Source organism: Stenotrophomonas mexicanensis, assembly GCF_032911605.1.
Taxonomy (GTDB): Bacteria; Pseudomonadota; Gammaproteobacteria; order Xanthomonadales; family Xanthomonadaceae; genus Stenotrophomonas; species Stenotrophomonas maltophilia_A.
On sequence record NZ_JAWJTG010000020.1, the window covers coordinates 45,806 to 71,641 of the forward strand.

General features: G+C 66.8%; 26 protein-coding genes. 13 read left to right on the top strand and 13 right to left on the bottom strand.

What is annotated here, in order from left to right:
- The first annotated feature begins 124 nt into the window (after positions 1-124).
- From R1L06_RS10510 to map, 3 genes are all read left to right on the top strand, one after another.
- Positions 125-484, top strand: a complete 360-nt coding sequence (locus R1L06_RS10510) for a bleomycin resistance protein (protein ID WP_317217664.1) — start codon at positions 125-127, stop codon at positions 482-484.
- A gap of 68 nt (positions 485-552) precedes the next feature.
- Entirely contained in the window at positions 553-765 is a 213-nt protein-coding gene (locus R1L06_RS10515) for a ParD-like family protein (RefSeq protein ID WP_012510456.1), read from the top strand.
- Between the two features lie 10 nt (positions 766-775).
- Entirely contained in the window at positions 776-1,558 is a 783-nt protein-coding gene (gene map / locus R1L06_RS10520; protein ID WP_317217679.1) for a type I methionyl aminopeptidase, read from the top strand.
- Here the strand turns inward: map and R1L06_RS10525 are convergent.
- Positions 1,555-2,223 carry a hypothetical protein gene (locus R1L06_RS10525; RefSeq protein ID WP_032127534.1) on the bottom strand — a complete coding sequence of 223 codons (669 nt, stop codon included), beginning with the start codon at positions 2,221-2,223 and terminating at the stop codon, positions 1,555-1,557. The two genes, map and R1L06_RS10525, sit on opposite strands and share 4 nt — an antisense overlap.
- A gap of 175 nt (positions 2,224-2,398) precedes the next feature.
- Positions 2,399-3,019 (bottom strand): LysE/ArgO family amino acid transporter, encoded by a 621-nt coding sequence (locus tag R1L06_RS10530; protein WP_317217665.1) that lies wholly within the window; start codon positions 3,017-3,019, stop codon positions 2,399-2,401.
- 106 nt (positions 3,020-3,125) lie between these two features.
- On the opposite strand from R1L06_RS10530, the gene R1L06_RS10535 reads away from it, so the two are divergent.
- The 5 genes from R1L06_RS10535 to R1L06_RS10555 all read left to right on the top strand — a co-directional run bounded on the left by R1L06_RS10535 (position 3,126) and on the right by R1L06_RS10555 (position 8,800).
- On the top strand, positions 3,126-4,019 hold the full coding sequence (locus R1L06_RS10535; protein WP_317217666.1) for a LysR family transcriptional regulator ArgP: 894 nt from the start codon (positions 3,126-3,128) through the stop codon (positions 4,017-4,019).
- A gap of 78 nt (positions 4,020-4,097) precedes the next feature.
- Positions 4,098-5,498, top strand: coding sequence for a TolC family protein (locus R1L06_RS10540; RefSeq protein WP_317217667.1), 1,401 nt, complete (start codon positions 4,098-4,100; stop codon positions 5,496-5,498).
- On the top strand, positions 5,491-6,504 hold the full coding sequence (locus R1L06_RS10545) for an HlyD family secretion protein (protein WP_317217668.1): 1,014 nt from the start codon (positions 5,491-5,493) through the stop codon (positions 6,502-6,504). The genes R1L06_RS10540 and R1L06_RS10545 overlap by 8 nt, the downstream gene beginning before the upstream one ends.
- Positions 6,489-7,676, top strand: coding sequence for an ABC transporter permease (locus R1L06_RS10550; protein WP_317217669.1), 1,188 nt, complete (start codon positions 6,489-6,491; stop codon positions 7,674-7,676). The genes R1L06_RS10545 and R1L06_RS10550 overlap by 16 nt, the downstream gene beginning before the upstream one ends.
- Positions 7,673-8,800: an ABC transporter permease gene (locus tag R1L06_RS10555; RefSeq protein WP_317217670.1), complete on the top strand. Its 1,128-nt coding sequence runs from the start codon at positions 7,673-7,675 to the stop codon at positions 8,798-8,800. The genes R1L06_RS10550 and R1L06_RS10555 overlap by 4 nt, the downstream gene beginning before the upstream one ends.
- Before the next feature lie 125 nt (positions 8,801-8,925).
- Here the strand turns inward: R1L06_RS10555 and R1L06_RS10560 are convergent, their stop codons facing one another.
- Positions 8,926-9,294 carry a glycine zipper 2TM domain-containing protein gene (locus R1L06_RS10560; RefSeq protein WP_032127541.1) on the bottom strand — a complete coding sequence of 123 codons (369 nt, stop codon included), beginning with the start codon at positions 9,292-9,294 and terminating at the stop codon, positions 8,926-8,928.
- A gap of 166 nt (positions 9,295-9,460) precedes the next feature.
- Positions 9,461-11,683, bottom strand: a complete 2,223-nt coding sequence (locus tag R1L06_RS10565; protein WP_317217671.1) for a methyl-accepting chemotaxis protein — start codon at positions 11,681-11,683, stop codon at positions 9,461-9,463.
- Positions 11,684-11,963: 280 nt separating this feature from the next.
- Here R1L06_RS10565 and R1L06_RS10570 point away from each other — a divergent pair, with 280 nt between their 5' ends.
- Positions 11,964-12,356, top strand: a complete 393-nt coding sequence (locus tag R1L06_RS10570) for a barstar family protein (RefSeq protein WP_049424493.1) — start codon at positions 11,964-11,966, stop codon at positions 12,354-12,356.
- A 29-nt stretch (positions 12,357-12,385) separates the two neighbouring features.
- Here the strand turns inward: R1L06_RS10570 and R1L06_RS10575 are convergent, their stop codons facing one another.
- Positions 12,386-13,378, bottom strand: coding sequence for a glycosyltransferase (locus R1L06_RS10575; protein WP_049424491.1), 993 nt, complete (start codon positions 13,376-13,378; stop codon positions 12,386-12,388).
- Positions 13,378-14,655: an O-antigen ligase family protein gene (locus R1L06_RS10580; protein ID WP_032127545.1), complete on the bottom strand. Its 1,278-nt coding sequence runs from the start codon at positions 14,653-14,655 to the stop codon at positions 13,378-13,380. Before R1L06_RS10580 ends, R1L06_RS10575 begins: the two co-directional genes overlap by 1 nt.
- 340 nt (positions 14,656-14,995) lie before the next feature.
- On the opposite strand from R1L06_RS10580, the gene mutS reads away from it, so the two are divergent.
- From mutS to R1L06_RS10595, 3 genes are all read left to right on the top strand, one after another.
- Positions 14,996-17,551 (top strand): DNA mismatch repair protein MutS, encoded by a 2,556-nt coding sequence (mutS, locus tag R1L06_RS10585; RefSeq protein ID WP_049399630.1) that lies wholly within the window; start codon positions 14,996-14,998, stop codon positions 17,549-17,551.
- A gap of 191 nt (positions 17,552-17,742) precedes the next feature.
- Complete coding sequence (locus R1L06_RS10590; RefSeq protein ID WP_498371069.1) at positions 17,743-19,386, top strand: catalase; 1,644 nt, start codon at positions 17,743-17,745, stop codon at positions 19,384-19,386.
- Between the two features lie 108 nt (positions 19,387-19,494).
- Positions 19,495-20,097, top strand: coding sequence for a DUF937 domain-containing protein (locus R1L06_RS10595; protein ID WP_049424483.1), 603 nt, complete (start codon positions 19,495-19,497; stop codon positions 20,095-20,097).
- Positions 20,098-20,169: 72 nt separating this feature from the next.
- Here R1L06_RS10595 and R1L06_RS10600 read toward each other — a convergent pair whose 3' ends face one another.
- The 3 genes from R1L06_RS10600 to R1L06_RS10610 form a co-directional block, all read right to left on the bottom strand.
- The gene (locus R1L06_RS10600; protein WP_317217672.1) at positions 20,170-21,357 is read right to left on the bottom strand and encodes a glycoside hydrolase family 5 protein; all 1,188 of its coding nucleotides are present in this window, start codon (positions 21,355-21,357) and stop codon (positions 20,170-20,172) included.
- A 113-nt stretch (positions 21,358-21,470) separates the two neighbouring features.
- Positions 21,471-21,878 (bottom strand): RNA-binding S4 domain-containing protein, encoded by a 408-nt coding sequence (locus tag R1L06_RS10605; protein WP_004149153.1) that lies wholly within the window; start codon positions 21,876-21,878, stop codon positions 21,471-21,473.
- Positions 21,879-21,887: 9 nt separating this feature from the next.
- A complete protein-coding gene (locus R1L06_RS10610; protein WP_149908600.1) occupies positions 21,888-22,127 on the bottom strand; it encodes a hypothetical protein in 240 nt (79 codons plus the stop codon).
- Between the two features lie 62 nt (positions 22,128-22,189).
- On the opposite strand from R1L06_RS10610, the gene R1L06_RS10615 reads away from it, so the two are divergent.
- The gene (locus tag R1L06_RS10615; RefSeq protein WP_049399635.1) at positions 22,190-23,650 is read left to right on the top strand and encodes an MATE family efflux transporter; all 1,461 of its coding nucleotides are present in this window, start codon (positions 22,190-22,192) and stop codon (positions 23,648-23,650) included.
- A gap of 332 nt (positions 23,651-23,982) precedes the next feature.
- Here the strand turns inward: R1L06_RS10615 and R1L06_RS10620 are convergent, their stop codons facing one another.
- The 4 genes from R1L06_RS10620 to rplS all read right to left on the bottom strand — a co-directional run bounded on the left by R1L06_RS10620 (position 23,983) and on the right by rplS (position 25,810).
- Positions 23,983-24,393 carry a DUF1801 domain-containing protein gene (locus tag R1L06_RS10620; RefSeq protein WP_317217673.1) on the bottom strand — a complete coding sequence of 137 codons (411 nt, stop codon included), beginning with the start codon at positions 24,391-24,393 and terminating at the stop codon, positions 23,983-23,985.
- A gap of 38 nt (positions 24,394-24,431) precedes the next feature.
- A complete protein-coding gene (locus R1L06_RS10625) occupies positions 24,432-24,866 on the bottom strand; it encodes a DUF1801 domain-containing protein (RefSeq protein ID WP_125894519.1) in 435 nt (144 codons plus the stop codon).
- A gap of 79 nt (positions 24,867-24,945) precedes the next feature.
- Positions 24,946-25,326 (bottom strand): DUF6404 family protein, encoded by a 381-nt coding sequence (locus R1L06_RS10630; RefSeq protein ID WP_317217674.1) that lies wholly within the window; start codon positions 25,324-25,326, stop codon positions 24,946-24,948.
- Between the two features lie 82 nt (positions 25,327-25,408).
- Complete coding sequence (rplS, locus tag R1L06_RS10635) at positions 25,409-25,810, bottom strand: 50S ribosomal protein L19 (RefSeq protein WP_005408597.1); 402 nt, start codon at positions 25,808-25,810, stop codon at positions 25,409-25,411.
- Between the last annotated feature and the right edge of the window lie 26 nt (positions 25,811-25,836).

Here is a 25,836-nt window from a genome sequence, read left to right on the forward strand (position 1 = left end):
AGAGTCGAGCCATGCTCGACTCAGCGGACGGCAAACAGCAGTCGAGCATGGCTCGACTCTACAGGGGGCGATGGCCGAGCATGGCTCGGCACTACACTGGGTTCCCGCCCCAGGAGCCGCCACCATGGCCCAGACCGTCATCCCGCAGCTGCGCATGCGCCACGCCGACACCACCCTGCCGTTCTACGTGCAGGGACTAGGCTTCGTGGTTGACTGGGAACACCGCTTCGAACCCGGCTTCCCGCTGTTCGCCCAGCTCACCCGCGACGGCCAGACGATCTTCCTCACCGAACACAGCGGCGACTGCGAGGTCGGCGGCGCGGTGTACTTCATCGTCGAGGACGTCGACGCCCTGCACCGCGCCTTCAGCGCCGCCAACGTGCCGATCGAGCAACCGCCGCATGACACCGAATGGGGCAGCCGCGAGATGCTGCTGCGTGACCCCGACGGCAACCGCCTGCGCTTCGCCACCGACGCGAGCTGAACCGGGCGGCCTTGAGTCGAATATACGAAACATATACGCTTCGTATATCCACTCCTTCAGGACCGCCCATGGGCATCGTCAACATCGATGACACCCTGCACGACCAGCTGCGTCGTGCCTGCACCGTTTCCAGCCGCTCGATCAATGCCCAGGCCAATTTCTGGATCCGGGTCGGCATGCTGTGCGAGCTGAACCCCACGCTCAGCTTCCAGGACATCGTCGCCAGCGAGCTGCGGGCGGCGGGCGTGCAGCCGCCGCTGTTGCCGCCGGGCCAGGCCTGAGCCAATGGCGATCATCAAGCGTCCCGACGAGATCGCACTGATGGCCGAATCCGGCCGCCTGCTGACGCAGGTGTTCGCCGCACTCGACCGGCTGCCGCTGCAGGGCCGTAGCACCATGGAGATCAACGATTTCGTCGAACGCATGATCGTCGATGAACTGCAGGCGCGGCCGGCCAGCAAGGGCCAGTATGGCTTCCCGTACGTGCTCAATACCTCGATCGACAACGTGATCTGTCACGGCGTGCCCAGCACCACCGACGTGCTGCGCAACGGCCAGATCGTCAACCTCGACATCACCCTGGAGAAGAACGGCTACATCGCCGACTCCAGCACCACCTACCGGGTCGGTGAGGTCGACTACGCCGCGCGCAGGCTGGTGCAGACCACCTACCAGGCGATGTGGAAAGGCATTGCCGCCGTGCGTCCTGGTGCGCGCCTGGGCGACATCGGCCACGCCATCGCCCGCCACGCGCGCAGCCACGGCTACAGCGTGGTGAAGGAATACTGCGGCCACGGCATCGGCCAGGAGATGCACGAGGAACCGCAGATCCTGCACTACGGCCATCCCAACACCGGCATGGTGCTGGAGGAAGGCATGGTGTTCACCATCGAACCGATGCTCAACCAGGGCAAGCCGGCCATCCGCCAGCAACCGGACGAATGGCCGGTGTACACCCGCGACGGCAAGCTGTCGGCGCAGTTCGAGCATACGGTGGCGGTCACCCGCAACGGCGTACGCGTACTGACCCTGCGCCCCGGCGAGACGCCGTTATGCGCGGTGGATGCCGCCTAGAGTGGCCGTTGCTGCATCCCGGCACCCTCGTGCACGGCGCGCTTCCGTGCCGTCAGCGGTTCGCGTACCCGCTGTGCCACATAGCCGACGCTGGCTGCGAGAATGAAGGTGTAACCAAGGAGTTCGGTGGTCTCCTCGATGGTGTTCTTGAACACGCGGATGTACTGGTCACCCAGCAGTCCGGTCCACAACGACGTCATGCCGATCAGACGCGAATAGAACAGCAGCAGAACCAGGCCGATCGTCATCACGGTACCCGGCCGGGATACGAGAAAACGCACCAGCGCCGGCATGGCCCGGCGCCAGTCGCGACTGGCCCAGGCCAGTGAGCCGATGATCAGCACGGCCACCGGGTACTTCCAGAAGCCGTGTGCGATCAGGTCCAGCGCCTCATCCATTTCACGCAGGAGCATGCAGGCGAACAGCGCGGCCGCCAGAACGGCAAAGGCCCGATCATCGGCACGTCGCAATGCAAGCCGGACGAAGGCAGCCACGCTGGCGACCAGGAAGCCTTCCTGGGTCAGTTCGACCAGCGACCACTCGCCGACTGCATTGCCCAGCCAATGGATGTCGAGCCAGGCCAACGCAGGCGGAAGCGCCATCATCAGGCCGAACAGGAAGGTGCGCCCCAGGTGGGACAGGAGCAGCTGTAGATTGTCTTTCATGCAACACCGATGCCGCGCCGTGGCGGTCGTACAACGAGAACACAGGCGACCGGGGGGCTGCCGAACGACGGCATGCGCGGCGGGGTCGCGACCAGGCGCGCATTATCCGCGCTGTATCCGGCCACGTGAACCGTACCGGTGGAACACATACGCAACACCGGCGTACGTCACGCACTCATGGCGATAAAGGACGCAGCAGCAACAACGTCGCCAGGCAGAACATGAAGATCGCCACGCCTGCATCCAGCACACGCCAGGCGCCCGGCCTGCGGAACACCGGCTGCAACAGGCGCGCGCCATAGCCCAGCGTGCAGAACCAGACCACACTGGCAATGCAGGCACCGGCGGCGAAGGCCCAGCGCAGATCGCCCGGGTAACGCGTGGACAGACTGCCCAGCAGCACCACGGTATCCAGATAGACGTGCGGGTTGAGCAGGGTGAAGGCCAGGCAGGTCAGCAGTACCTGCCGTCCGCTGCCGCCCTGCGCCTCGGCGGCGGCCAGCGCACTGCCACCGCGCCATGCGCGCAGCCCCGCGTGCAGGCCATACCAGAGCAGGAAGCCCGCACCACCGAAGCGCAGCACCTGCAGCAGCAGCGGCCACTGCAGCACCAGCGCGCCCATGCCGCCGACGCCGGCCAGGATCAGCACGATGTCCGCGCCGGCACAGGCCAGCACCACCCTGCCCACATGGCGCTGCTGCAGGCCCTGGCGCAGCACGAAGGCGTTCTGCGCACCGATGGCGATGATCAGGCCGGCACCTGCGAACAGGCCGGCGGCGGTAGCGGCGATCCACATCAGGACAGGCCAGGCAGCGAGGGGACGCGCAGGGTGCGGCCGCCGACCCTGTTTAGACAATCTGATTTTTCTTTATCCTGTGCAGGAAAACTGAAGAGGCACCGGCATGGATCTGGTACATCCACAACTGGCCGCGTTTGCTGCGGTGCTGGAAGAAGGCAGCTTCGAGGCCGCGGCACGCCGCCTGTCGATCAGCCCATCGGCCCTGTCGCAACGGATCAAGGCGCTGGAGGACCGGCTTGGCCAGGTACTGGTGGTACGTCAGGCACCGTGCCGGCCCACCGCCGCAGGCGAAGCGCTGCTGCGCCGGGTCCGGCCGATGCAGGCGCTGGAGGCCGAAGCATTGGCCGAGCTGCTGCCCGAGCGTGGCAGCGACGCTGCGCGCACGCCGATCCCCCTGGCGGTCAACGATGACTCGCTCGATACCTGGTTCGTACCGGCCATCGCCGAACTGCACCAGCGCCATGGCTACCTGTTCGACCTGCGCATGGATGACCAGGACCATACCCTGCAGCTGCTGCGCGATGGCAGCGTGCTCGGCGCGGTCACTGCCGAAAGCCAACCGGTGAAGGGCTGCAACGTGCATCCGCTCGGCGCCATGCGTTACCACGCCATCGCCTCGCCCAGCTTCGCCCGCCAGTACTTCCGCGACGGCATGCAGGCCACGGCCCTGGCGCGCGCACCGATGCTGGTGTTCAACCGCAAGGATGAACTGCAGTGGCGCTTCGTGCGGCGCCTGACCCGCGCGCGACTGCAGCCGCCGCTACACTACCTGCCCTCCTCCACCGGTTTCGTCGAAGCCGCCGCGTGCGGACTCGGCTGGGGCATGGCCCCGGAAACCCTGGTCGCGCCCGCCGTGCGCGCCGGCCGCGTGGTGGTACTGGAACCCCGCCGCTGGCTCGACGTGCCGCTGTACTGGCAGCATGCCGCCGTGCGTTCAAGCACGCTGCAGCACATCACCCAGGCGCTGCGCACTGCAGCCAGCGGCACCCTTCGTTGAGGACAATCCAATGACCGCAGACCCGGGCTTCACGCCGCGCGCACTACCGTTTGCGCACTTCTTCACCACTGGGACGGCATGGGCGTGATCGGCCGACGTACAAGGATGCACGGCGCGAGGGCCGCGCTGGCGCTGGCAGCCTGCCTGCCACTGGCTGCGCCGGCGCAGACCCTCACCGATGCACCCGCATTGGACTGGGAGCAGGCACGGCAGCGCCTGGAGCAGGTCTCCGATGCACTGGCCGCCGCCGATGCAGCGGTACGCAACAAGCAGGACCTGCAGGACGCCACCCGCCTGCTGCGCCTGCCGGAGATCACCGGCGAAGTGCGCCGCCTGCAGTTCCAGAAGACCCTCACCCTGCCACTGGGTTCGCTGGCACCGGTGGCCGAGGCCTATGGCATCGACTCACCGCTGTCATTCACCGAACGCGACTGGCGTACCCGGCCCGTGGTTACCGCGGTGCTGCCGTTGTACACCGGCGGCGTGATTCCGGCCGCGCAACGTGCCGCCAGCGCTGCCCACGAGCAGGCCAGCGCCGAGCGCGAGGCTCAGCGCCAATCGCTGACCGTGCAGCTGGCCCAGGCCTATTTCGGCCAGCGCCTGGCCGAGCAGGCAGTGGATGTGCGGCGCGACGTACGCGATGGCCTGAACCGCCACCTGTCCGACGCAGAGAAGCTGGAACGCGAGGGCTTCGCCACCCGCGCCCAGCGCCTGCAGGCCACCGTGGCCCGCGACAAGGCCGAGCGCGAATACCAGAAAACGGTGAACGACCTGGCCACGCTGAAGGCGGCGCTGGCCACGCTGCTGCGCAGTGGTGGCGAGGTACAGCCGGTGTCGCCGTTGTTCGTGCAGCGCGTGCCGCTGGAACCGGTGGCCAGCTTCGAGCGTACTGCGCAGGCACGCCAGCCGCAGATCGCACGCCTGCGGGCGATGGTGGCACAGGCCGAACAGGGCGTGCGCGTGCAGCAGGCCAAGCTGAAGCCACAGATCTTCGCCTTCGGCCAGTACGACTTCCGCCGCCGTGACGAGATGTTGACCGATCCGGACTGGGCCTTCGGTATCGGCCTTAAGTACACCTTCCTGTCGCCGAACTCGCGGCCGGCGCAGATCAGCGCCGCGCGTGCGCAGCAGGAACAGGCCGAAGCAGGCCTGCGCGAAGCCGAGAACCAGGTCGCGCTGGGCGTGCGCAAGGCCTGGAACGAGCTGGAAACCGCGCGCCAGCAGTACGTGCTGCTCGACAGCAGCATCGCCCAGGCACAGGAAAACCTGCGCCTGCAGGAGCTGGCGTTCCGCGAAGGCCAGGCGACTTCGCTGGATGTGATCGACGCGCGGCTCGGCCTCGGCGGCGCCCGCGTCGAGCGCGCACAGGCCGCCTACCAATACGATATTGCGCTGGCACAGTTGCTGGAGGTCAGTGGACAGATGGACCGTTTCGAAGAGTTCCGGCGCCGTGCGGACGAGGTGATCGACCATGAGTGATGTGCTGCACGACGATGCAACGACGCCCCCGGCCAAGCGCCGTCTGGGCCCGATCCTGATAGTGGTGCTGCTGGTCGTGGTGGTGCTCGGCCTGTGGCTGGCCTGGCGCAGCCCGGCCGACCAGATCCAGGGCATGGCCGATGCCGACACCATCAACGTGGCCGCCAAGATCACCGCGCGCGTGGCCGAACTGAAGGTGCACGAGGGCGACCGCGTGCAGCCCGGGCAGGTGCTGTTCCTGCTCGACAGCCCCGAAGTGGCCGCCAAGGAACAGCAGGCGCACGGCGCATTGGCCGCGGCGCAAGCGGTGGCCGACAAGGCCGACGAAGGTGCGCGCAGCGAAGACATCCGCGCCGCCGAAGCCAACTGGAAGCGGGCTGAAGCCGGTGCGACGCTGGCTGAAGCCACCAACCAGCGCGTGCAGAACCTGTTCAACGAAGGGGTGATGACCCGGCAGAAGCGCGATGAAGCGCATGCCCAGGCCACCAGTTCGCGCGAACTGGCGCGTGCCGCCCGCGCGCAGTACGACATGGCCTTGGCCGGCGCACGCGAGCAGGACAAGCGTGCCGCGCAGGGCCAGGTGCAGCAGGCACAGGGCGCGGTGGCCGAAGTCAACGCCGCGCGTGTCGAGGTGGAAGGGCGCGCGCCGGTGGCCGGCGAGATCAACAAGCGCATGGCCGACCCGGGTGAACTGGTGCCGGCCGGCTACCCGGTGTTCACCCTGGTCGACATCGACCGCATGTGGGTGGCGATGAACCTGCGCGAATCGCAGATGCAGGGCCTGAAGGTCGGCAGCAAGCTGCAGGGCAGCGTGCCGGCGCTTGGCCAGGACGGCGAGTTCGAGGTTTATTTCATCAATCCGGCCGGTGACTATGCGACCTGGCGGACCACCCGCCAGTCGTCCGGCTACGACGTCCGCAGCTTCGAGGTGCGGGTGCGCCCGGTACGCCGCATCGAGGGCTTCCGCCCCGGCATGAGCGTGCTGTTCGCATGGCCCCAGCACTGAGCCCCGACGGCAGCAGCTTCGCCGCCGGCTGGCGGCGCGAGCTGCGGTCGCTGCGCGGCAACCGCGCCGACCTGCTGCTGGTCACCCTGCTGCCGCTGCTGATGCTGGCCGTGATGGCGTGGATGTTCACCCCCTCGGTGATGCGCGACATCCCGATCGCCGTGGTCGACCTCGACCACAGCAGCGACAGCCGCCTGCTGCTGCGCATGCTCGATGCCAGCCCCGGCGTGCGCATCGCCAGCCAGCCTGCGGACATGCAAGATGCACGTTCGCAGCTGCGTCGGCTGGATGTATTCGCCATCGTACTGGTGCCGCGCGATGTCACCCGGCAGGCGTTGCGTGGGCGCCAGGGCACGGTGTTCGCCTATTACAACGCCACCTACATGACCACCGGCCAGTCCGCGGCGCGCGATATCGGCGACGCGGTCTCGGCCTGGAACGCACGCCTGCTGCGCGAGCGCATCGGCCTGCAGGTCGGCCCGGGCAAGCTGCGTGCGGCACCGATCGCGGTGCAGTCGGAAATCCTGTACAACCCGGCGCGCAGCTACGAGCTGTTCCTGCTGCCGCTGATCTTCCCGGCGGTGTTGTCGCTGGTGCTGGCACTTGCGGTGGCCGGCAGCCTCGGCCGCGAGATCCGCGACGGCAGCCTGCCCGCCTGGCTCGGCCGCACACCGTGGCCGGCGATTGCCGGCAAGATCGCGCCGTACGTCCTGCTGTTCTCGCTGTATGGCGCGCTCGGCATCGGTTACCTGGCCTGGCTGCGCGGCGACGGTGTGGCCGGCAGCGTGCTCCTGCTGCTGCTCGCACAACCCCTGTTCTACCTGGCTACTGCCGCCTACGCGTTGTTCTTCGTCGGCGTCACCCGCGACATGGGTACCGCGCTGTCCGCGGTCGGCCTAAGCATCGGTACTGCACTGGCATTTTCCAGCGCCACCTTCCCGGTGCTGGACGGGCCGTTATTCACCCGCGTCTGGCATCAGCTGCTGCCGCTCAGCGCCTATATCAAGCTGCAGACCCAGCAACAGTTCATCGGTTCGCCGCTGCAGGTTTCGGTATGGCCGCTGGCCACGTTGCTGCTGATGTCAGTGGTGGCTGGCGGCATCGGTGGGCTGCGCCTGATCGCCTTCGCGCGTACGCCCGAAGCCGCGCAACCGGCGGGGGCCGACGCATGAGCGCACTGTGGCGCAGCCTGCGGCAGACCCTGATGGCGGTACTGTGCGACCGCTATGCGATCGTAGTGATGGTCGGCGCGGTAATCCTGTACTCGTTCTTCTACCCGGCCGCGTATCGCCACCAGGTGGCCGGCAACCTGCCGGTACTGGTGGTGGATGAAGACCACAGTGCCACCAGCCGCGAGCTGCTGCGGAAGCTCGACGCGTTGCGGGTCGCACGCGTGGTCGGGCAGCCTGCGGACATCGACAGCGCGCGCCAGCAGCTGGAAGCCGGTCATGCCGAAGGCATCGTGCTGATCCCGGCCAACCTGGAGCGCGACATCCTGCGCGGCCACCCGGCCAAGCTGGTGCTGCTCGGCAACGGCGCCTACCTGGGCCGCGCCAGCTGGGTGCTGGGCAGCGTGGCCGATGCACTGGGTGCGTTCGGACGGGAGGCGGTGGTCGGCCAGGCGGCCTTCATGGGCGCGCCACAGGCACCACCGGTCACCCTGGTGCAGCGCCCGCTGTACAACACCCAGGAAGGCTACGGCAGCGCCATCGTGCCCGGCGTGGCCGAGCTGATCGTGCACCAGACGCTGCTGATGGGCATCGGCGTCCTGCTCGGCGGCCGCCGCCTCGCACTCGGCCGCCGCCTGCGCTTCGACCTGCCGACGCTGGCCGGCATGGCACTGGGCTTCGGCCTGATCGGCCTGTTCGGGCTGTTCTACTACGCCGGCTTCACCGCCTGGGTGCAGGATTATCCGCGCGGCGGCAACCCACTGGGCCAGCTGCTCGGCGGCACCTTGTTCATCGCCGCCACCGTGGCCTTCGGCCTGTTCGTCGGCAGCTTCTTCCGCACCCGCGAACGCGCCTTCCAGTACATCATCGCCACCTCGATCCCACTGTTCTTTCTGGCCAACCTGTCGTGGCCGGCAGTGATGACGCCAAAACCGCTGGTCTGGCTGGCGCAGCTGTTGCCGACCACCTCCGGCATCAACCTGATGGTGCGCCTGAACCAGATGGACGCCCGCCTGGCCGAAGTCAGCCACGAGCTGATCACCCTCAGCGCCCTGCTGCTGCTCTACGGCAGCCTCGCCGCCTGGCGCCTCCTCGCAAAAAAGGGGACGGAGGGGATTAAGTCGTAAACGGCAGATTGGGGGATTGCGACTTAATCCCCTCCGTCCCTTTTTCCGTAACGACGAACGCCGGCGCTGGGCCGGCGTTCGAGTACTGCGGTCTGGAAGGGGAAGCGGGGTCTGGCTGCGATCGATCAGCGGTAGACGCGTTCGCAGCGACGTTCCACCACGCGGTCCCCGTTCTTCTGCTGGCTGTTGCCCTGGATCTGGCGGCCGGCCGCACCACCTGCAACGGCGCCTGCCACGGTGGCCAGCTTCTTGCCGTTGCCGCCACCGACCTGGTTGCCGAGCAGGCCACCGATCACGGCGCCGGTAGCGGTACCCGTGATGCGGTTCGGATCGCGCGAGTTGCGCTGCACTTCCACGTTCTTGCAGACCACGCGGCTGCCGTCGTTGAACTTGCGTCCCTCATCGCGCGGGCCATAGGTCTGCGCGCCGGCCACCGACGAAGCTGCCAGCAGGGTGCCCAGCACAAGCAATCGGGTCGAGGTCTTCATGGCCATCTCCTGAGTTCCGGTATGGCGCCAGTGTCCTCCCGCGGTTGGCAACCGGAAGTGAAATGCGCGTGTCCGCCACTTCATCGGCCATCGCACGTTCAGGAAGAAAATCCGCGCCCATCGCGACCAACCGTCGCGATGGGCGCCGTCTCCCTGCCGGCCTTGCCCTCTTCTAGAACTCTTCCCAACCACCCGCATTGGCGGCCAGCGTCGGCTCGATCCGCGGCGACAGCACCGCGGGCCGGCGTACCGGCGCAACCGATGCCGCCACGGCAGCCAGCGCCGGGCGCACCGCGGCGGCGGCGGTCACCGCCCCCGTGCGGAATACCGAAACCGCCTCGGCCAGCAGGTTGGCCTGCTCCTCCATCGAGCGCGCTCCAGCACTGGCTTCTTCGACCAGCGCCGCATTCTGCTGCGTGGTCTCATCCATCTGCACCACCGCCTGGTTGACCTGTTCGATGCCCGAGCTCTGCTCCTGGGAGGCAGCAGAGATATCGGCCATGATGTCGGTCACGCGCTGCACCGAGGCCACGATCTCGCCCATCGTGGTGCCCGCCTGGCGGACCAGCGCCGAGCCGTCGGCGACCTTGCCGACCGAATCCTCGATCAGCCCCTTGATCTCCTTGGCCGCACCCGCCGAGCGCTGCGCCAGCGTACGCACTTCGCTGGCCACCACTGCAAAGCCCCTGCCCTGCTCGCCGGCACGCGCAGCTTCGACCGCCGCGTTCAGCGCGAGGATATTGGTCTGGAAGGCGATGCCGTCGATGACGCTGATGATCTCGGCGATCTTCTTCGACGATGCCTCGATGGCCGACATCGTGGTGACCACCTGGCCCACCACTTCACCGCCCTGGGAAGCAACACCATGCGCGCCGATGGCCAATTGGTTGGCCTGCCGTGCATGCTCGGCATTCTGCTTCACGGTGGAGGTCAGTTCCTCCATCGATGCTGCCGTTTCTTCCAGGTTTGCCGCCTGCTGTTCGGTACGCCGCGACAGGTCGGTGTTGCCCGAAGCGATTTCACCTGCGGCCAGATTGATGCTGGAGGCGCTGGACTGGATGCGGCCGACGATCTGCTTGAGCTGGTCGACGGTGGCATTGCAGTCATCACGCATGCGCGCGAACACGCCATGGAAATCACCCTGCATGCGCACGGTCAGGTCGCCGCGCGAGATGGCCTGCAGCAGGGTCGAGACCTGCACCAGGTTCTCGTCGGTGGTCTGCATCAGGCGATTGAGCCCGGCCACCATGTCGCGGAAATCATAGGCGAAGCGATCTTCGTCGCCGCGCAGGCTGAAGTCGCCTGCCGCAGCCGCTGTCGCCAACCGGCGGATCTCGCTGTTGATCGCCGACAGGCTGGACTTGGTTTCGTCCATCGCCTGGGTGATCGCCGCCTTCTCGCCGGGCAGCGGGTCCATGTCCACCGACAGATCGCCGCGTGCGTAGTGTTTCATCACCTCGATCAGCCGGTTCTGTACCTGCACGTGCGATCCAACCAGCGCATTGGTCTCATGCACCATGCGCCCGTAGTCACCGGGGAACGCGCTCTCGTCCATGCGGTAGCTGAGGCTGCCGGCATCGTGCTGGCGGGCCAGCTCCCCCTGTGCCGCCATCACCGACTGCAGCTGTGCCTGCATGCGCTGCATCGACTTCAGCAGCTGGGTCACCTCATCGTTGCCGGTGGCGTCGATGCTGCTGTCCAGGCGGCCACTGGCGATGCCGTCGGCCAGCTTCACCGCTCCTTCCAGCGGGCGGGTCAGGCTGCGGGTGATCGCCCAGGCCGCCAACGTCCCCAGCAACAGGCTCAGTGCCCCGAACGCGATCGACAGCGTGCCGGTCCACGATTCGGTTGCGCGGTACTCTTCGCGGCTGCGTTCGGTCAGTGCTTCCTGGTGGCGCAGCAGGGCCGAAATGGATTCATTCCAGGCCGTTGCCAATCCGTGCTCGGCCAGCAGCTCCTTCGCTGCACCATCGAAATCCCCCGCCTTCATGCGCTCATGCAATTGCTGGGTTGATGCATCGGTGGCCTTGCGGGCCGCCTCGATGCGCGCGACCAGGGTATCGCCGGTAGCGTCACGCGGAATCTTGATGTACTTGGCCCAGATACCGTCATAGGTCCGCGACAACTCCTGGGCACGCTGGTAATCCTTGTCGAACTCGTCACCCCGCTTGATCACCATCAGGCGACGATGCATCAGCACCGCGTTGTTGGTATCAAGCATGTCATTCAACAGGCGCATCTTCACCATGTTGACGTCCACCACTTTCTCGAACTGGGCGGATTTCAGCTGATTCCCATACAGCACCAGGCCGACGATGGCCATGATGAACAGCAGCAGCAGACCGAAGCCGGCGCCAAGCCGGGATCCCACACGGAGATTACGTAAGGCAAGCATCTCAATTCCCTTGATCGTGGCCGTACGTTCGATGGCGGCGCAGCGGAGGGAAACTTTACGGGACTCTATATATGGACCGATCCAAATATATGGAACTGTGCAGGCAGTCAGAAAATGCAGCGGCCGATAATGGCGCCATATCCTTATCGAATACCGCTGCCACGCCAGCGCCCGATGAAAATCACGCAGGATTAACACCATAATAACGCCACCCCATCCAAGGCGGCCCGGATTATCTGCGCCGGACACAACCGTCGCCCCGGAGGGCTACAGTCTGCAGATGACACGGATCCTGCACATCGAAGGCGCGTCCATCAACGACATCGCCAGCCTCTACGTGGAAATCAATCGTGTGTTCATGGCCGACGAAGACTGGCAGCTGGGCGCAAGCCTGGACGCGCTTGATGACCTGCTGCACGGGGGCTACGGCGCGCTCGCCGGTCATGCCACCGCCACGGTGGTGTGGCGCGACATCGCCCACAGCCGCGAGGCACTGGGCCGCGAGACGACGCGCGCCTGGCTGCAGTCGAAACTCGATCAGGGCGGCAGGTTCAACGGTCCGGCCATCCACGCTCAGTTGATGGCACTGTCGCTTGGCCAGGGACAGACCTACTTCGAGATCGTCATGGAGATCTTCGGCAGCCATCCGCAGATCACCCTGGTGCCAGGCTGAGCACTCTGCAGCAACCAGCCCCCATCAGCTCAAAGCTTGGCCAGGGCCTCGCCCAGCCGGCGTGGGAACGCCACTTCGCTGGCCAGGTGCCATGCGCGTGCATTGGCGCCCAGCCGGGTCCACTCGGCCTCGTCCATCGCCAGCGCACGCTCGACGGCCTGTTCCAGCGCCTTCTCATCCACATGCCAGGTCCTGGACAGATGGCAGGGCGCGCCCTCGTGCGCGGCAACCAGGATGCCGCGGCTGTCGTCGATCATCTGGTTCATCGGCGCGCCATCGCAGGTGATCACCACCGCCCCGCAGCTCATCGCTTCCACCAAGTAATGGCCCCAGCCTTCGGTCTGCGACAGGCACAGGTGGAACGCATGTTCGTTCTGCAGGCGCTGCACCTCCTGGTCGGGCAGGCGCTCGCGGACGATCCGCAGGTTCGCGGCCCCGCCCTCATCTTCGTCCGAAGGGCCGCCGCGCAGGATGGTCAGCAAGGGCCACTCCGGATGGCGCTTCCAGACCTCGACCAGCGTTGCCGTGCCCTTCATGCGACTGGTACCAGCTGCATGCAGGAAGCTGCGCGGTCTGCGCGGCACCGCCGGGTCGTAGCGGTCACGGCTGCAGAAACCGACTTCCAGCGCGCGCATGCCCAGCGCATTGAAGATGCGCGTAGCGTCTTCGGTCTTGGTCAACAACGCATCGAACCGCGGCAGGATCCGCAGGCTGCGTGCGGACACCCATTCCGGATTCGGAATCAACAGATTGACCTCGGCCAGTCCGAAGCTTGCCGGCCGGACATGCTCCAGCGAGATGTTGATGTCGAACCGGGCCGGCGTGCGCCCCAGGCTCAGCCACGAGGCCAGCAGCCTGCGCAGGCGCATCCCGCGGAGCTTCCAGGCCCCCCCATTGCGCACCGCGTCCAGACGGCTGACCGTCACCGTGTGCCCGAGCTGCTGCAACGAGCGCTCGATCACCTGGATGTCATGGGACAGGCCACGCTGGTTGTCGGCGGCCAGCAGGTGGATATGCGCCATCAGGAGGGACTCCCTGGCCGGCGCAGGTCGCGCGCAGGCAAGGCGGTCGCCAGCATGAAGCCCAGCACCAGGTAGAAATAGAACGAATGGGGCATCGCCCGGTAGAACACGTTGTCCGTGAACGCCGACAGCGCATAGACGATCACCACGGCAAGTCCGGCGGTGGCGATCATCGCGGTGATGTCGTCGGCGTGGCCGAGGCGCCGCACGAAATGAATGCCGGGCAGGATGAAGACCAGCAGCATGATCAGCAGCAACGGCACGCCACCGGTCACCGCCGCTTCCAGGTACTCGTTGTGCGGGTGGTTGTAGCGGAAGATCGACTCGGACACCTCGCCGCGGGCGATGCCCTCACGTGCATAGGTACCGAACTGGTTCAGGCCCACCCCCGCCACGGGATGCTCGGCGAAGGCGTCGACCGCCACGCCCCACATGGCGATGCGCTCACGGACCGAGCCGACCTCGTTTTCCTGGTTGAAACCGGAGATCTCGCCACTGACCTCACCGAAGCGCTGGATCACCTCATGGTTCAGCACCGAGGTGGCACCGACCACGCCAATGACCAGGGCACCGACGAAGGCCAGTGCCCCCCGCCAGCGCCGGGTGCGCCGGACGTGCACCGCAATCACCATCAGCATGGCGGGAATGAACGCCAGGATCGGCCCGCGGCTCTGCGCCAGGATCGAACCGTAGACGCCAACGGCGATGGCCACGCCGTGCAGCCAGCGTTCGGCCGGATGCACATTGGGCTGGATCAACCGGATGACCGAGAACAACGCCATGCACAGCGTCACCATTGTGAACTCGATGGCGGTCCATTCGCCGCCACTGAAACCGTGCGCGCGTTCAAGGCCCATCACGTGGTGCTGCACGATGCACGACCCGCCGAAGACCAGGGTGGACACGGCGAAGATCTTCCAGATCAGGCGCCAGTCCAGCGCAGTGGCGAACACGGCAGCGGTGCCCAGGTAGAGCAGTGTCTGCGCCGGCAGATCCAGCTCGTTCCAGCGCAGCCCGTGCCAGAGGATGCTGTAGAAGGCATAGGCCAGGCGCAGGAAGCAGACGATCACGATGAACCGGGCGATGCGGTAGCGCAGGCGGACATCGGGCTGGCGGCGGATCAGAACCACACCGGTGACCAGCAGGGCCAGCAGCAGCACCGCCTTCAGCAAGGTGTAGGGTGCGGAGCCGGCAAGCGGAACGATGGCGACCAGGATGCTCAGCAGGACGGTACGCCAGGTGTAACGAGGTTCGGCGGCCATGCAGGCTGCAGTCATGCTTGTTCTTTCCATCAACGCCCGCCCGGGGGATAAGTCGCCCCGGTTTCCATGGAGGCCGCTTGGCGGAAATCGCCGGGGCTGACACTACCGTGGGCCCCTGGGGAAATCAACCAAAGTGCCGGCGCAGGGGCGCAGGCGTTGGCATACGGACAGCGCCCGGGCCCAGCGCGGGTGCCGCGGATCATCGACCGCCCCAGGTCGCTACACTAATGGCCTCTCCGGCCATGCCTGCGCGTGGCCACGCCCCGACGCCCTGCCAAGACGCGAAACGCCCCAAGTGACTGATACGAAAGACAACACCAGCAACGCCAAGGCGTCCAAGGAACACACCCCGCTGATGAAGCAGTTCTTCGCGGCCAAGTCCGATTACCCGGACCTGCTGCTGTTCTTCCGCATGGGTGACTTCTACGAACTGTTCTATGACGACGCCCGCAAGGCGGCGCGCCTGCTCGACATCACCCTGACCCAGCGCGGCAGCTCCGGCGGCGCACCGATCCCGATGGCCGGCGTGCCGGTACATGCCTATGAAGGCTACCTGGCACGGCTGGTGGCGCTGGGCGAATCGGTGGCGATCTGCGAGCAGATCGGTGACCCGGCGCTGGCCAAGGGCCTGGTCGAGCGCAAGGTGGTGCGCATCGTCACCCCCGGCACGGTCACCGACGAGGCGCTGCTGGATGAACGCCGCGACACCCTGCTGATGGCCCTGTCGCGCAGCAAGCAGGGCTATGGCCTGGCCTGGGCCGACCTGGCCGGCGGCCGCTTCCTGGTCAACGAGGTGGAAACCGACGACGCGCTGGAAGCCGAACTGGCGCGGCTGGAGCCGGCCGAGCTGCTGGTGCCCGACGAGGAGAACTGGCCGGAGTTCCTGCGCCAGCGCACCGGCGTGCGCCGCCGTGCGCCGTGGCTGTTCGACGCCGACAGCGGCCGCCGCCAGCTGCTGAATTTCTTCAAGCTGCATGACCTGAGCGGCTTCGGCATCGACGACAAGCCGCGCGCCACCGCTGCGGCCGGTGCCCTGCTTGGCTATGTCGAGGAAACCCAGAAGCAGCGCCTGCCGCACCTGACCTCGATCGCGATGGAAACCGCCGGCGAGGCGATCGCGATGAATGCCGCTACCCGCCGCCATCTGGAACTGGATACGCGTGTTGATGGCGACACCCGCAATACGCTGCTGGGTGTGCTCGACAGCACGGTGACGCCGATGGGCGGGCGCCTGCTGCGGCGCTGGCTGCACCGCCCGCTGCGCCTGCGCGAGGTACTGGTACAGCGCCACCATGCGGTGGAAACCCTGATCGATCGCGGCAGCGATGCCGACATCCGCGAACAGTTCCGCCGCCTCGGCGACCTGGAACGCATCCTCACCCGCGTCGCGCTGCGTTCGGCGCGGCCGCGTGATTTCTCCACCCTGCGCGACGGCCTGGGCCTGCTGCCGGCCGTGCGCGAGGTGCTGGCGCCGCTGGATTCGCCGCGCCTGCAGACGCTGCATGCGGCGCTGGGCGAACACGACGAGTGCGCGCAGCTGCTGGCCAGCGCCATCGCCGAAATGCCGCCGCTGAAGCTGAGCGATGGCGGCGTGCTGGCCGATGGCTTCGATGAAGAGCTGGACGAGCTGCGCCGCCTGTCCACCCACGCCGACCAGTTCCTGGTCGACCTGGAACAGCGCGAGCGCGAAAGCAGCGGCATTCCCACCCTGAAGGTGGGCTACAACCGCGTGCATGGCTACTACATCGAAATCAGCAAGGGCCAGTCCGACCGCGCGCCGGTGCACTACACCCGGCGCCAGACGCTGACCAATGCCGAGCGCTACATCACCGAAGAACTGAAGGCGTTCGAGGACAAGGTGCTGTCCGCGCGTGACCGCTCGCTGTCGCGCGAGAAGTACCTGTACGAGCAGCTGCTGGACACCCTCGGCGGGCAGCTGGAACCGCTGAAGCAGTGTGCCGCCGCGCTGAGCGAACTGGATGTGCTGGCGGCCTTCGCCGAACGCGCGCAGGCGCTGGACTGGGCGCGCCCGGAGCTGCAGGCCGAGCCGTGCCTGAAGATCGAGCGTGGCCGCCACCCGGTGGTCGAGGCGGTGCGCGAGCAGCCGTTCGAACCCAATGATCTGGATCTGCATCCGGACCGTCGCATGCTGGTCATCACCGGCCCGAACATGGGCGGTAAATCGACCTACATGCGGCAGAACGCGCTGATCGTACTGCTGGCCCACATCGGCAGCTTCGTGCCGGCCAGCCGTGCGCTGATCGGCCCGATCGACCGCATCCTGACCCGCATCGGCGCCGGCGACGACCTTGCCCGCGGGCAGTCGACCTTCATGGTCGAGATGGCCGAAACCAGCTACATCCTGCATCACGCCACCGCCCATTCGCTGGTGCTGATGGACGAGATCGGCCGTGGCACGTCCACCTACGATGGCCTGGCGCTGGCCGACGCGGTGGCCCGTCACCTGGCCTACCAGAACCGCTGCTACACGCTGTTCGCCACCCACTACTTCGAGCTGACCGCGCTGGCCGACGAGCAGCACGAGGGTGGCCGCAGCGGCATCGCCAACGTGCACCTGGATGCCGTCGAGCACGGTGAGGCGCTGGTGTTCATGCACGCGGTAAAGGATGGCCCGGCGAACCGCAGCTTCGGCCTGCAGGTGGCGGCACTGGCCGGCCTGCCGCGCGCCACCGTGGCACAGGCACGGCGTCGCCTGGCCGAGCTGGAACAGCGCGGTGGTGAAAGCCATGCCGCCGAGTTGGCGCCGCAGGCGTTGGATGCACCGCAGCAGTTCGGCCTGTTCGCGGCACCGTCGAGCAAGGCGCAGGACGCGCTGGCGGCGATCGACCCGGACGAACTGACGCCGAAGCAGGCGCTGGAAGCCCTGTACCGGTTGAAGGCGCTGCTCTAAGACTGCCGCGCCCGGCCCCGGCCTCCCGCCACGACGCGGGCGGCCGCCCGAAAGGCCCCGCAAATCCTATTCCACGTTTCAATTGACAGAAGCTATCAACCTGAGTGGATCATTCGATTATTCATTTCATCTGGCCCTAGCTAAAGTCGAGTGAAGATGTTCCATCCCGTCTTCACCCGCAGGAGCCAGCCATGAGCCAGTCCGATAACAACAGCCCCAAGTGCCCGTATCACACCGCGCCGTCGCCTGCGGAAGGCGCCCAGCAGCAGCGTGAACTGAGCACCACGCCCAAGCAGAAGCATGGCGATGATCCGGTCACGCCGATGACCACGGCCTTCGGCGCGCCGGTGGTGGACAACCAGAACAGCAAGACCGCCGGCCCGCGTGGCCCGCTGCTGATGGAAGACGTCTGGCTGCTGGAAAAGCTGGCCAACCTCAACCGCGAGATCATTCCCGAGCGCCGCATGCACGCGAAGGGCTCGGGCGCGTTCGGCACCTTCACCGTCACCCACGACATCAGCAAGTACACCCGCGCCAAGCTGTTCGAGAAGGTCGGCAAGCAGACCGAGATGTTCGCCCGCTTCACCACGGTGGCCGGCGAGCGTGGCGCCGCCGACGCCGAGCGTGACATCCGCGGCTTCGCGCTGAAGTTCTACACCGAAGAAGGCAACTGGGACCTGGTCGGCAACAACACCCCGGTGTTCTTCCTGCGCGACCCGCGCAAGTTTGCCGACCTCAACAAGGCGGTCAAGCGCGACCCGCACACCAACCTGCGCAGCGCGCGCAACAACTGGGACTTCTGGACGCTGCTGCCCGAAGCCCTGCTGCAGGTGACCGTGGTGATGAGCGACCGCGGCATTCCGCGCAGCTTCCGCCACATGCACGGTTTCGGCTCGCACACCTACAGCTTCACCAACGCCGACAGCGAACGCTTCTGGGTGAAGTTCCACTTCGTCAGCCAGCAGGGCATCGAATCGCTGACCGACGCACAGGCGCAGATCCTGGTCGGCCATGACCGCGAAAGCCACGGCCGCGACCTGTTCGCCGCGATCGAGAAGGGTGAGTTCCCGAAGTGGAAGCTGTTCATCCAGGTCATGCCGGAGCTGGACGCGGAAACCTACCGCGTGCATCCGTTCGACCTGACCAAGGTGTGGCCGAAGAGCGACTACCCGCTGATCGAAGTGGGCCAGTTCGAACTGAACCGCAACCCGGTCAACTGGTACCAGGACGTGGAGCAGTCGGCGTTCGCACCGAGCAACCTGGTGCCGGGCATCGGCCCGTCGCCGGACAAGATGCTGCAGGCACGCCTGTTCGCCTATTCCGATGCGCAGCGCTACCGCCTGGGCGTGAACCACCACCAGATTCCGGTGAACGCAGCGCGCTGCCCGGTGCACAGCAACCACCGCGATGGTGCGATGCGCGTGGACGGCAACTACGGCGGCCTGCCGCACTACGAGCCGAACAGCTACGGCCAGTGGCAGGAGCAGCCGCAGTACCGCGAGCCGCCGATGAAGATCCGGGGCGACGCCGACTTCTGGAATTTCCGCGAGGACGACGCCGACTATTTCAGCCAGCCCGGTGCGCTGTTCCGCAGCTACAACCAGGCACAGAAGGACCGCCTGTTCGCCAACACCGCCCGTGCCCTGGGCGATGCGCCGGACTTCATCAAGCAGCGCCACATCGACAACTGCAGCAAGGCCGACCCGGCCTACGGTGCCGGTGTTGCCGCGGCGCTGAAGGCGCTGGCCAGCCAGCCGTCGGATCCGTTCAAGCCGGCGCAGCCGGAAGCGGACTTCCCCACCGCCACCCCGGGCGCCGAAGACATCGAGCTCTGATCGCCCTGCCCCGTGTACGGCACGCCGCCTCCCCGTGAGGCGGCGTCGCCGTTTTAACGGTCCGCGTCGTACCTTCTGCACGCCCAACCCCAATCAAGGATTCCGCAGATGAGCCTGACCGACGAACTTCTCGCCAAATTGCAGGGCGCCCCGCTGCAGCAGGTGTCGCAGCAGCTCGGCATCAGCGATACCCAGGCTTCCGGCGCGATCAGTGCCGCGCTGCCGGTGCTGATGGGCGCGCTGGGCAACAACGCCTCGCAGCCGCAGGGCGCGCAGGCGCTGCTCGGCGCCTTGCAGAACAACCACAGCGGCCTGGACCTGGGCAGCGTGCTCGGCTCGGTACTGGGTGGTGGTGGCGGTGGTGCCGCCAGCGACGGTGCCGGCATCCTCGGCCACATCTTCGGCGGCAGCCAGCAGAAGGTGGAGACCGGCCTGGCCCAGGCCACCCAGCTCGACAGCGGCCGCACCAGCCAGCTGCTGCAGATTCTTGCCCCGATCGTGATGGCCTTCCTCGCCCAGCGTCTCGGCGGCGGTCAGGCCGATGCCGGCTCACTCAGCCAGGCCCTGGGCCAGGAGAAGCAGCAGGTGCAGCAACAGGGCGGTCTTGCCGGTGGCCTGCTCGGCAGCCTGCTGGACCAGGACGGTGATGGCCAGCTGGGCGTGGGCGATCTGCTCAAGCTGGGCGGCAATCTGCTCGGCGGCAAGCGCTGAGGGAAAGCCTGGCCGGACATGGGCCGGCGCTACCGGCATCGCCATGGGTAGCGCCGGGCCAGGCCCGGCGGCTTATCGGTTGCCCGCCTTCAAACGCTGCAGGATCGGTGCGAACAAGGGCGCCTGCATCGAGCGCGGCGGCTCGACATGGCCGCCCTTTTCCTGCGCCTGCCAGTACGACCACGGCAGCGGCTTGTCGCCCAGTTCGTAGTCCATGCCGTCCCAGCCATCCTCGCGGAAGGCGTAGAAGGCCCAGTGCACCTTGTCCTGCTCCAGCACCTGCAGCACATCCTGCAGGTAGCGGCTGCAGTCCGGCCACCGCCGCATGCAGCCGAATTCGGCCACCACCATGCGGTTGGCACCGACGCCATGCGAGGCGGCCCACGTCATCGGCTGCTGCAGGTAACGGCGTACACGCGCCGCATCCCACTGCTCGCTGCCTGCACCGAACGGCACCTGCGCCGGATAGCGCCAGGGTTTGGCACGCGTCTGGTTCGGTGCACTGGTTGCTGCATACGGCTCGTACATGTGCACGCTGTACAGCAGCTTCGAATCCGCCAGCGGTGCCGGCCAGTAGTTGAAACCGTCGGCGGCGGCATACCAGCCCGCATCCAGCATCAGCGGCATCGCGGTGTCGACCTCGCGGATGCTGGCGATCAGCTCCGAGTAGAAGCGGCGCAGATCGCGTGGGCCGTCCTGCACACCGGCATACCACCGCTGCATCGCCTCAGTGGACGCATGCTCGGCCAGGCCTGCACCGTACTCGGGCACCGGCTCATTGATGAGGTTGTAGGCGGCCAAGGCAGGATGACCCTTCAGCGCCGTGGCCAGGTCATGCCAGAAGCGACGGGCCGGCACATGGTTGTCGAAGGACTGCCACAGGCGCTGGTCGACCACATCGCCGTTGTGCTGCTTCCAGCGCAGCAACGGCAGCGACAGCGGCGTCAGCACCACTTTCAGCCCGGCCGCATCGGCGTCATCCAGCACCCGCCGCAGCGTGGCCAGGTCGGCCGGAACCAGTCCGCGATAGTCATCGGCGTTGCCGATCAGGAAGTCACGACCGCCCCGCCCCTTCCACTTGTCCGGCACCAGCCGCACCCAGGTCGCACCGGTCGCACGCAGCGCCTCGAAGTATTTCCGGTCCGGAGGCGACATGTTCATGCTGTTGCCACCGCGTTGCGGAACGTCCCAGAAGGTGATGTCGGCAGCGTGCAGTGGCGCAGCAGCAAGCAGGGACAGGCATAACAGCAGACGACGCATGGGCAGGCCTCCGATAGGTGAAAAAACAGCCTGCCCAGCGCAATCCGAACGCACCGTGACCGGCGCTTTGTTTCGCACCGCGATAGGAACAATCCGTTGGAATCAGGATTTCGCTAGAGCGCGTCGATGTCACCCAAGGCCCGGATCAAACGCCGCGCGCGCTTGTCCGGCTTGTGTTCCGGCGGCTGGAAACCATCGCGTGCGGCAATGCGCAGTGCACGCTGTTCGGCACGGCGCGCCTTCGAAGCCTCGCTCTCGGCGTACAGCTGCTGTGCCGTTGGCGCCGGCCCGCGCTGGTCGCTCAGGCCCAGCACCTGGATCTCGAAATGCTCCTCGCCGCGGTCGACCTGCAGCTGCTCACCCACGCGCACCGCGCGCGAGGACTTCGGGCGCTGCCCGGCCACGCTGACCTTGCCGGTCTCGATGGCCTGCTTGGCCAGGCTGCGGGTCTTGAAGAAACGGGCCGCCCACAACCAGATGTCCAGGCGGACACTGGGCGACAACGGGGAAAGCTCAGGCATCGGTGCGAACTACTCCGGTGGCTTGTTCAGAGGACGCGGATGGTCGGGGTCGGTGCGGCAGCCGCTGCCCCCGATCAAGGCGGGTACACCAGCGGAAAGATCCTGGCGCTGGCTGCCGACCAGGCACTCGGGACGGTCGGTCGGCCGCACCTGGGTATCGCCCAGCCGGTCACCTGTCGAACATGCGGCCAGTGCGGTGCCGATCAAGGCCAGCGCCAGGCTCCATTTCACCTGCAGTCGTTGATGCATTGCCACATCCTGCAAACCGGCTTGGTGCTAGTGTGCGCCTCCCGGGAATCGATCACCACTCCATGGCCAAAGCGCCGCTTGACCTGACCTCCGGCCCGATTGGCCGCAACCTTCTGCTGTTCTCCCTGCCGATCCTGGCGGGCAACATCGCGCAGTCGCTGAACGGTTCGGTGAATGCGGTCTGGGTGGGGCGCTTCCTCGGCGAGGCGGCATTGACCGCCACCGCGAACGCCAACAACATCATGTTCTTCCTGATCGGCTCGGTGTTCGGCTTCGGCATGGCCTCGACCATCCTGATCGGCCAGGCGATCGGTGCGCGCGACATCGCGCAGGCACGGCGCGTGGTCGGTACCAGCGCCACCTTCTTCATCGGCCTGTCGGTGATCATCGCCATCGCCGGCTGGTTCATGGCCCATCCGCTGCTGGCGGCGATGGGCACGCCGGCCGCCTCGCTGCCGCTGGCCGAGGCCTACCTGCAGATCATCTTCCTGGCGATGCCGACGCTGTACGCGTTCGCCTTCCTCACCGCCGCGCTGCGCGGTGCCGGTGATTCACGCACGCCGTTCCGTTTCCTGATGGTGTCGGTGGCACTGGACATCGTGCTGAACCCGGTGCTGATCTTCGGCATGGGGCCGTTCCCGGCGCTGGGCATTGCCGGTTCGGCCTGGGCCACGCTGGTCGCGCAGACGCTGTCGCTGGCCGGCCTGCTGCTGTACATGCGGCACAAGCGCCACACCCTGTGGCTGGGCCGCGCCGACATGCGCCTGTTCAAGCTCGACCTGACCATCCTCAAGGCGCTGGTCATCAAGGGCGTGCCGATGGGCCTGCAGATGGTGCTGATCTCGCTGTCGGTGATCCTGCTGATGACCATGGTCAACCAGTACGGCACCGACACCGGCGCCGGTTACGGCGCTGCCCTGCAGCTGTGGAACTACCTGCAGATGCCGGCGATGGCGATCGGTGCGGCGTGTTCTTCGATGGCGGCACAGAACGTCGGTGCGCAGCGCTGGGATCGCGTGCGCGGCACCGCGCGCCAGGGCGTGCTGTTCAACTTCCTGTTGACCGGCGCGCTGATCCTGCCGCTGGTGGTGTTCGATCGCCAGCTGCTGGCACTGTTCCTGCCACCGGCCAGCCAGGCGCTGGACATCGCCCGCCATCTCAACCACGTGGTGATCGGCTCGTTCCTGTTCTTCGGCGTCAGCTTCGTGATCTCCGGCGTGGTGCGCTCCACCGGCGCAGTGATTCCGCCGCTGCTGATCCTGGCCGGTTCGCTGTGGGGCGTACGCGTGCCGTTCGCCGAACTGCTGCAGCCGTACTGGGGCGCCGATGCGATCTGGTGGAGCTTCCCGGTCAGCTCGCTGGTGTCGATGCTGCTGTCGCTGGCCTATTACCGCTGGGGCGGCTGGCGCAAGGCGAAGATGATGGGCAAGCCCTCGCACGCCGAAGAACTGGCCACGCCGTCGGAGATTCCGGCCTGCCCGCCGTCGCCGGTGGCAGACCCGGATGCCGCGCCACTGCGGTAGTGCCGGCCGCTGGCCGGCAACCTCATGGGCCGTTCAATGCGCGGTACTGCCGGCCGCTGGCCGGCAATTTCAAACTCCTCCGGAAGCATCGCGCAACAGCCGGCCAGCGGCCGGCTCTACCGCTTCTTCTTCGCCGCCGGTCATTACCACGGTAGTGCCGGCCGCTGGCCGGCAACCTCAAACCCCTCCGGGGGCATCGCAAAACAGCCGGCCAGCGGCCGGCTCTACCGCTTCTTCTTCGTCGCCGGTCATTACCACGGTAGTGCCGGCCGCTGGCCGGCAACCTCAAACCCATCCGGGGGCATCGCGCAACAGCCGACCAGCGGCCGGCTCTACCGTTTCTTCTTTTTGGCAGCGTTGAACGTGGCCGCCGCGCGCATCAGCGCCTTGAACGCGGCGGCATCCGGCATCGCGCCTTCATGGATGTCGATCGCACGTCGCGTGTTGCCGTCCAGGCTGGCGTTGAACAGGCCCTTCGGATCGGCCAACGCCGCACCGTTGGCAAAGGTCAGCTTCACCGCCTGTTTGTAGGTTTCGCCGGTGCACAGGATGCCGTTGTGCTCCCACACCGGTGTACCGCGCCACTTCCAGGTTTCCTGCACGTCCGGCAGCGCCTCATGGATCAAGGCACGCACGCGTGCCAGCGCCTCGCCACGCCAGTCGCCCAGCTCGGCGATGCGTGCATCGATCAGTTCAGCGGCCGGGGTTCCGACATCGGCAGGGTTCGGTGCATGCGTGGCCATCAGCGGTTCTCGTCGGCAGGGAGATCGGAACGATGCACTTACATGCGCTCGCCGGGCAATGCCGCGGCCTGGCGCACCCAGTCGAGGAACTGCGCCTCATCCAACGCACCCTCCTGCTGGATGTGCAGGTAGCGCGTATCGGCACTCCTGGACGGCTCGGGCGGCACCGGCTTCAGCGCAGCGCCACGGAAGAACGCCACCTTGATGTAGCGGGTGAAGCAGTGGAAGCTGAGAAACCAGCCTTCGCCCGGCGCAACCGCATACATCGGCGAATTCCACTTCACTGCCTTGTGCACACCGGGTACAGCCTGTTCGATCAGCGCGTCCAGCTGTGCTCCGATCGGCCGCTTCCAGTCCGGCATCGCCGCGATATAGGCCTGCACCGGCGCATCGCCCTCGCCCTTGGCGATCTGCGGGTTGCCGCCGGACAACAGCGCGGGCGCGGTGGAAGGTGCGGTTCGCTTGGCAGGCATCGCACAGCACGTCCATCGGGATGAAACCGCAGCCTAGCGCGGCCTGTCCCCAACGGTCACGGCGCAGTGCGCCATCGGCTCAGTCCGCTTGCCGCGCCCGGAACTGCTGCCAGTCCGGCAGCTTGCGGTGGCGGCGCAGCGAGCGCATCAAGGCCGCCATCACCACGCCGAACAGCACCCCGGCCACCAGGCCGGCCGCCAGCAGCAGGGCCAGCGGGCGTTCACTGCCCTGCCACAGCATCAGCCACATCAGCGCGGTCCAGAACAGCCCGAACAGCAGGCCCTGCACCAGCGCATTGGTGCCGAAGCCGGCCAGGATCGGCGGTGGCAGTGCGATGCCCATGCGCCACAGCACACGATGCAGCAGCGGTGCCGACTGCACGCGCGCCAGCCCTTTTCCGTCGAGGAAGCGCAGCGCCGACTGGATCACGGCGGGGTAGCGCGGGTTGATGTCGTTCATCACCTGATCGTGGCCGATGCGATACCGGAAACGCAAACGGCCACCCGAAGGTGGCCGTCGCGGCAACAACCGAAGTTGTTTATCAGGCCTTTTCGGCCAGACGGGCAGCCTTGGCGGCAGCAGCGGCAGCCAGGTCTTCCTTGATGCGGGCAGCCTTGCCTTCCAGGCCACGCAGGTAGTACAGCTTGCCGGCGCGGACCTTACCACGACGCTTCACTTCGACCGAGTCGATGATGGCGCTGTGGGTCTGGAAAACGCGCTCGACGCCGTAGCCGTGCGAGATCTTGCGGACGGTGAACGAGGAGTTCAGGCCGGCGTTCTTGGTGGCGATGACAACGCCTTCGTAGGCCTGCACGCGCTCGCGGCTGCCTTCCTTCACCTTCACGTTGACGACAACGGTGTCGCCCTGGCTGAACTTCGGCAGTTCACGGGTGATCTGGGCGGATTCGAATTCCGCGACGATGGACTTGTTCAGCTTGCTCATGGGTTACACCGATTCTTGTTCGGGTG

Excerpts from the sequence above, each read along its gene's own strand:
- R1L06_RS10510 (WP_317217664.1), top strand. The coding sequence starts at position 125 with ATGGCCCAGACCGTCATCCCGCAGCTGCGCATGCGCCACGCCGACACC.
- R1L06_RS10515 (WP_012510456.1), top strand. The coding sequence starts at position 553 with ATGGGCATCGTCAACATCGATGACACCCTGCACGACCAGCTGCGTCGT.
- R1L06_RS10525 (WP_032127534.1), bottom strand. The coding sequence starts at position 2,223 with ATGAAAGACAATCTACAGCTGCTCCTGTCCCACCTGGGGCGCACCTTC.
- R1L06_RS10530 (WP_317217665.1), bottom strand. The coding sequence starts at position 3,019 with ATGTGGATCGCCGCTACCGCCGCCGGCCTGTTCGCAGGTGCCGGCCTG.
- R1L06_RS10535 (WP_317217666.1), top strand. The coding sequence starts at position 3,126 with ATGGATCTGGTACATCCACAACTGGCCGCGTTTGCTGCGGTGCTGGAA.
- R1L06_RS10540 (WP_317217667.1), top strand. The coding sequence starts at position 4,098 with ATGGGCGTGATCGGCCGACGTACAAGGATGCACGGCGCGAGGGCCGCG.
- R1L06_RS10545 (WP_317217668.1), top strand. The coding sequence starts at position 5,491 with ATGAGTGATGTGCTGCACGACGATGCAACGACGCCCCCGGCCAAGCGC.
- R1L06_RS10550 (WP_317217669.1), top strand. The coding sequence starts at position 6,489 with ATGGCCCCAGCACTGAGCCCCGACGGCAGCAGCTTCGCCGCCGGCTGG.
- R1L06_RS10555 (WP_317217670.1), top strand. The coding sequence starts at position 7,673 with ATGAGCGCACTGTGGCGCAGCCTGCGGCAGACCCTGATGGCGGTACTG.
- R1L06_RS10560 (WP_032127541.1), bottom strand. The coding sequence starts at position 9,294 with ATGGCCATGAAGACCTCGACCCGATTGCTTGTGCTGGGCACCCTGCTG.
- R1L06_RS10565 (WP_317217671.1), bottom strand. The coding sequence starts at position 11,683 with ATGCTTGCCTTACGTAATCTCCGTGTGGGATCCCGGCTTGGCGCCGGC.
- R1L06_RS10570 (WP_049424493.1), top strand. The coding sequence starts at position 11,964 with ATGACACGGATCCTGCACATCGAAGGCGCGTCCATCAACGACATCGCC.
- R1L06_RS10575 (WP_049424491.1), bottom strand. The coding sequence starts at position 13,378 with ATGGCGCATATCCACCTGCTGGCCGCCGACAACCAGCGTGGCCTGTCC.
- R1L06_RS10580 (WP_032127545.1), bottom strand. The coding sequence starts at position 14,655 with ATGACTGCAGCCTGCATGGCCGCCGAACCTCGTTACACCTGGCGTACC.
- mutS (WP_049399630.1), top strand. The coding sequence starts at position 14,996 with ATGAAGCAGTTCTTCGCGGCCAAGTCCGATTACCCGGACCTGCTGCTG.
- R1L06_RS10590 (WP_498371069.1), top strand. The coding sequence starts at position 17,743 with ATGAGCCAGTCCGATAACAACAGCCCCAAGTGCCCGTATCACACCGCG.
- R1L06_RS10595 (WP_049424483.1), top strand. The coding sequence starts at position 19,495 with ATGAGCCTGACCGACGAACTTCTCGCCAAATTGCAGGGCGCCCCGCTG.
- R1L06_RS10600 (WP_317217672.1), bottom strand. The coding sequence starts at position 21,357 with ATGCGTCGTCTGCTGTTATGCCTGTCCCTGCTTGCTGCTGCGCCACTG.
- R1L06_RS10605 (WP_004149153.1), bottom strand. The coding sequence starts at position 21,878 with ATGCCTGAGCTTTCCCCGTTGTCGCCCAGTGTCCGCCTGGACATCTGG.
- R1L06_RS10610 (WP_149908600.1), bottom strand. The coding sequence starts at position 22,127 with ATGCATCAACGACTGCAGGTGAAATGGAGCCTGGCGCTGGCCTTGATC.
- R1L06_RS10615 (WP_049399635.1), top strand. The coding sequence starts at position 22,190 with ATGGCCAAAGCGCCGCTTGACCTGACCTCCGGCCCGATTGGCCGCAAC.
- R1L06_RS10620 (WP_317217673.1), bottom strand. The coding sequence starts at position 24,393 with ATGGCCACGCATGCACCGAACCCTGCCGATGTCGGAACCCCGGCCGCT.
- R1L06_RS10625 (WP_125894519.1), bottom strand. The coding sequence starts at position 24,866 with ATGCCTGCCAAGCGAACCGCACCTTCCACCGCGCCCGCGCTGTTGTCC.
- R1L06_RS10630 (WP_317217674.1), bottom strand. The coding sequence starts at position 25,326 with ATGAACGACATCAACCCGCGCTACCCCGCCGTGATCCAGTCGGCGCTG.
- rplS (WP_005408597.1), bottom strand. The coding sequence starts at position 25,810 with ATGAGCAAGCTGAACAAGTCCATCGTCGCGGAATTCGAATCCGCCCAG.